This is a genomic window from Pengzhenrongella sp. (assembly GCF_036565025.1).
Lineage (GTDB): Bacteria > Actinomycetota > Actinomycetes > Actinomycetales > Cellulomonadaceae > Pengzhenrongella.
In genome coordinates this window covers 1-3,985 of the sequence record NZ_DATCNW010000189.1, presented here as the reverse complement: position 1 = coordinate 3,985, position 3,985 = coordinate 1, and the positions used below count along the sequence as shown (strand labels likewise).

The 3,985-nt window shown below is 71.6% G+C and carries 4 protein-coding genes; 2 read left to right on the top strand and 2 right to left on the bottom strand.

All coding sequences use genetic code 11. The features are described 5' to 3' along the window. Nucleotides 1-555: 555 nt before the first annotated feature. The gene (locus VIM26_RS11030; protein WP_331951082.1) at nt 556-765 is read right to left on the bottom strand and encodes a hypothetical protein; all 210 of its coding nucleotides are present in this window, start codon (nt 763-765) and stop codon (nt 556-558) included. Continuing rightward, nucleotides 762-1,655 carry a cupin-like domain-containing protein gene (locus tag VIM26_RS11025; RefSeq protein ID WP_331951080.1) on the bottom strand — a complete coding sequence of 298 codons (894 nt, stop codon included), beginning with the start codon at nt 1,653-1,655 and terminating at the stop codon, nt 762-764. Before VIM26_RS11025 ends, VIM26_RS11030 begins: the two co-directional genes overlap by 4 nt. Before the next feature lie 258 nt (nt 1,656-1,913). Between VIM26_RS11025 and VIM26_RS11020 the strand changes: the two genes are divergently transcribed. After that, nucleotides 1,914-3,485: a GGDEF domain-containing protein gene (locus VIM26_RS11020; RefSeq protein ID WP_331951078.1), complete on the top strand. Its 1,572-nt coding sequence runs from the start codon at nt 1,914-1,916 to the stop codon at nt 3,483-3,485. A 48-nt stretch (nt 3,486-3,533) separates the two neighbouring features. Beyond that, nucleotides 3,534-3,938, top strand: coding sequence for a hypothetical protein (locus tag VIM26_RS11015; protein ID WP_331951076.1), 405 nt, complete (start codon nt 3,534-3,536; stop codon nt 3,936-3,938). Nucleotides 3,939-3,985: the final 47 nt, after the last annotated feature.

Below are 3,985 nucleotides of genomic sequence, written 5' to 3'. Positions count from 1 at the left end.
GCCGTGGTGATCGCTCGGCTCGACGCTGGGTCAGGCGGACCGTGGCGCGTCAGATCCCGGATCGCTGCCAGGGCGACCTCGCGGGTTGCCGACCTCGCGGGTAGCCCGGCGACCTCGCGGGTAGCCCGGGAGTTCGACGCCCGGCCGGTGTTCAATCCGGCGAGTGGGCGGGCTCAGTGCATCGCTCTGTGCAGCCAGAGTGCAGTGAATGAGACGTTTTGGTGCACTTTCGCTGCACAGAGCTCTGCACTGAGGTCGACCAGGCGGACTGGCCGGCGATCTCGGACACTGGCTGGACCGACGAAGTCGCGTGAGATCGGCGAACCGAGTCGGCGAACCTCAATCCGCACGCATCGGTACCTCAGCGCCGTCGCGAAGCACCTCATTGTGTCCGCAAAGCACATCAGTGCCGCTCTCAACGACCCACGGAAGTGTCAGGAGAGCCGTTGTTGTCGTCTCCCGGGACGACAACAACTCGCATTTCGCGGCGCGAATCAACGAATGCAAGGAACGCGAACTCGATGGGTCGCCGATTTACATGATGAGGAAGCCGGGTCAGGCTTCGAGGCGAACCAGCGACCCGACCGCGGTGCTCCGGCAGAAGGCGCCCACGCAGAGGTCCGGGTACGCCTCGATGCGGCGGACCAGCTCGCCGGCCGACGTCGCCTGCTCGTCCGTCCACTTCTGCCGTTCCAGCTCCATCAGCGGACCGACGTCGTCCGTGGTGAGGAAGCGCACGAGGGTGCTGCCCGCGACTGCAGTCATCGGCCGCGCTTGGTGCGGCGCGTCGTACGCCGCGCGTGGCAGGTGCAGCCAGCACGTCCGACGAGGCCCAGCCGGTGGGCGACATGCCGGCCGGCGACCCGCGCCCACAGCGCGCACACCGGCAGCCGCGGTCCGAAGAAGCCGCTCAGCAGGACCGACGGCGTCAGGTTCTCCACCTCGTGCCACCAGGTCGCGGGGATGTACAGCACGTCGCCGGGTTCGAGGTCCACCACGAAGAAGTCCACGTTCGGCTGCTGGGAGGCCGCGCCGTCGGCGGCGAGCTGGGCGACGTCGAACAGCGAGAGCCGGGCCCACTGGTCATACTTCGGCGACACCGCGCCGGCGGTCTCGACCGTTCCCGGTCGCGCGAGATAGAACCGCTTGCGGCCGACGAGCTGGACGGCGAGGTTGTCCAGCAGGTCGTGGTGCAGCCCGGTCCTGGCGCCCGCGGGCCCGATCCAGGTGGTGGAGGACGTGAGGGATCCGGGCGGGAACAGCTGCTTGCGGCGGACGTCGTCGCGCAGGCGCGGACTCTCGGCGAGCAGGTCGAACTCCTTGAGATAGCGCGGCTCCGCACCCGACGCGGGGCTCCCGTCCAGCGAGAGCAGGTACTCCCCGAGGGTGGAGGTCTCGAAGCGGGTCTGGGAGGTCTCCCGCGAGCCGACGACGAGCTGCACGGTCCGGTCCGGACTCAGCGACGCCAGGTACGCAAACGTCCACCGGCGGATCGCCGGCCAGGCGGCAGCTGCGGACCGCAGGACGAGGGGCTCGCGACCGAGCACCTGGGACGTGCGGCCCTGCGCGCCGGCCGGCGGCGTGCCGCCGGACACGGACCGGAAGTTGGTCAGGTCGGCGATACCTCGCGGCGCCTCGTACGTGCTCGATTCCATGCGGACTCCCCTGTCAGAAAACCGATTTCCGGTCGCTCCGCAGGATTTCGCACAAACCTTGACGCGAGATGGCGAGCGCCCGACGGGGCCGTGAACAGCGCAGACTGCTCGTCGCTCGCAGCGGGCCACGACTCACGGTCGCCCTCCGCCCGGGCCGGCACCGCCTGCCGTTGTCCCGGAAGGATCGCGCGTTAGCCCGAACGGGTGAATCCCGCCCGTCCTCCTCATCGGCGGACCCCAGCGGTCGATCGGTCGCCCATGGAGCTTTTGCCGCGCCGAGCCCGCGCGCTGCTCGGCGCGCTCGCACTGGCGACCGCCGGGTACGCCGTCCTGCCGTCCTCGGACGGTGCCGGGCTCGTCTACTACGACGTCGTCGCGCTCGTCGCCATGGCCTTCGCGTTCGGTGGGGTGGCCCACCACCGCCCGCAGCAGCGCCGCGGCTGGGTGCTGGTGATCGGCGGGTTCGCCGGCTGGCTGGTGGGGGACCTGCTGTTCACCGTCGAGCAGAACGTGTGGCGGCTGGATTTCTACCCGTTGCCGTCGGACGCCATCTACCTCGGCGCGTACGGCCTGCTGGCGGCCGGCGCCCTGGTGATGGTGCGCACCCGGCGCCCGATCCCGGATCGCACGGCGCTGCTCGACGCCTCGATCGTCGCGACCGGTGCAGCGGTCCTCGCCGCGGTCTTCCTGATCGCTCCGCTGACCTCCGACTCGTCGCTCACGACCTTCGGGAAGGTGGTCAGCTCCGCGTACCCGATCGGCGACGTCCTGCTGATCGCGGTGCTCGTCCGGATGTGGGCCGCGCCGGGGGCCCGGACGGTGTCGTACCGGCTGCTGCTGACGGCCATGGGCCTGACGTTCGCGGGAGACATCGCGCTCAACGTGTTCGTCCAGGTGGACGGGACCCTCGCGGACCGCACGTCGGGCGTGCTGTACCTGGCGAGCTATGTCACGGTTGCGGCGGCCGCGTGGGTGCCGTCCATGCGGACGCTGGCCGAACCGGCGCCCGACCGCGCGGACTCGACGTCCTCCCAACGCCGGCTCGCCGTGCTCGCGGCCGGCCTCATGCTGCCCGCGGTGGCGCTCCTGCTCGACGGCGCCGACGGCGGCGGGGTCCTGTGGCCCGTGATCGGCGCCGGCTCGCTGGTGATCTCCGTCCTGGTGCTGATGCGGATGTCCGGGATCGTGCACACCGTGGAGGTCCAGGCAGCCCAGCTGTCCACCCTCGCGCGGCTGGACGAGCTGACCGGCGCGCCCAACCGCCGCACCTGGGACCACGAGCTGATGCGGGCCTGTGCGACGAGCCGCGAGCGGGGCACCTCGCTGTGCGTCGCGATCGTGGACCTCGACCATTTCAAGGAGTTCAACGACACCCGCGGTCACCAGGCCGGTGACCTGCTGCTGCGGGAGGCCGTGGCCGCGTGGACCGAGCGCCTCGGTCCGGACAGCTTCCTGGCGCGCTACGGCGGCGACGAGTTCACCGCGCTGCTGCCGGGGGTCGACCTTGCCGCGGCGCTGGGCAGGATCCAAGGGCTGCAGGCCGTCACCCCGCACGGCCAGACGATCTCCGCGGGGGTCAGCCGCTGGGATCCGACCACCGAGCCGGCTGCCGCGCTCGCGGCCGCGGACACCGCGCTCTACGAGGCCAAGCGGGCCGGTCGCGATCGCGTCGTCGCCGACGGCTTGGTCGACGTGCCGCCCGCCCGTGTGCCGGCCGGCCCGCGCCACGGTGCGCCCGCTGTCCTCGCCGCGCATCCCGCCGTGCCGGCGTTCGGCCCGTTCCGGCCTTCGGCCGACGACGTCGCGACGGTCCCTTCGCGAAAGGAATGACTCCGCGGCATCCCTCACGGACACTCGCGTCGAGTCGATGAGTGGAGCATGAAGTCCGTGCCGCGCCGTGCCCGCGTGCTGCTGCCGGGGCTCGACCTGGCAGCCGCGCACGGCGTGATCCAGGGGCTGCGCGCCGTCACCCCGCACGGCCAGACCATCTCCGCAGGAGTCAGCCGGTGGGACCCGTCCACCGAGCCGTCCACCGAGCCGTCCATCGCGCTCGCGGCCGCGGACACCGCGCTTTACGAGGCGAAGGGCGCCGGCCGCGACCGCGTCGTCGCGCACGGCGCAGGGCAGACGACGGCGCGCGTCCCCAGCCAGTCCCGCCACCCCGCCGAGGATGTCGAACGGCCCGCCCGGGGTCGTTCTAGCCTCAATATCGCCCAACTCCAAGACCCGCAGGCCCTCCGAGTCGTCAGGCCGAACGCGGTCCCTGGCGCGCGCAACGGCTGACAGATCCAGGCCTGCGGAACGTGTCAGACGCTGCGCGGTCCCTGGCG

What these genes read in the sequence shown, in the direction of transcription:
- VIM26_RS11020 (WP_331951078.1), top strand. Translation starts at nt 1,914, where the DNA reads ATGGAGCTTTTGCCGCGCCGAGCCCGCGCGCTGCTCGGCGCGCTCGCA.
- VIM26_RS11025 (WP_331951080.1), bottom strand. Translation starts at nt 1,655, where the DNA reads ATGGAATCGAGCACGTACGAGGCGCCGCGAGGTATCGCCGACCTGACC.
- VIM26_RS11030 (WP_331951082.1), bottom strand. Translation starts at nt 765, where the DNA reads ATGACTGCAGTCGCGGGCAGCACCCTCGTGCGCTTCCTCACCACGGAC.
- VIM26_RS11015 (WP_331951076.1), top strand. Translation starts at nt 3,534, where the DNA reads ATGAAGTCCGTGCCGCGCCGTGCCCGCGTGCTGCTGCCGGGGCTCGAC.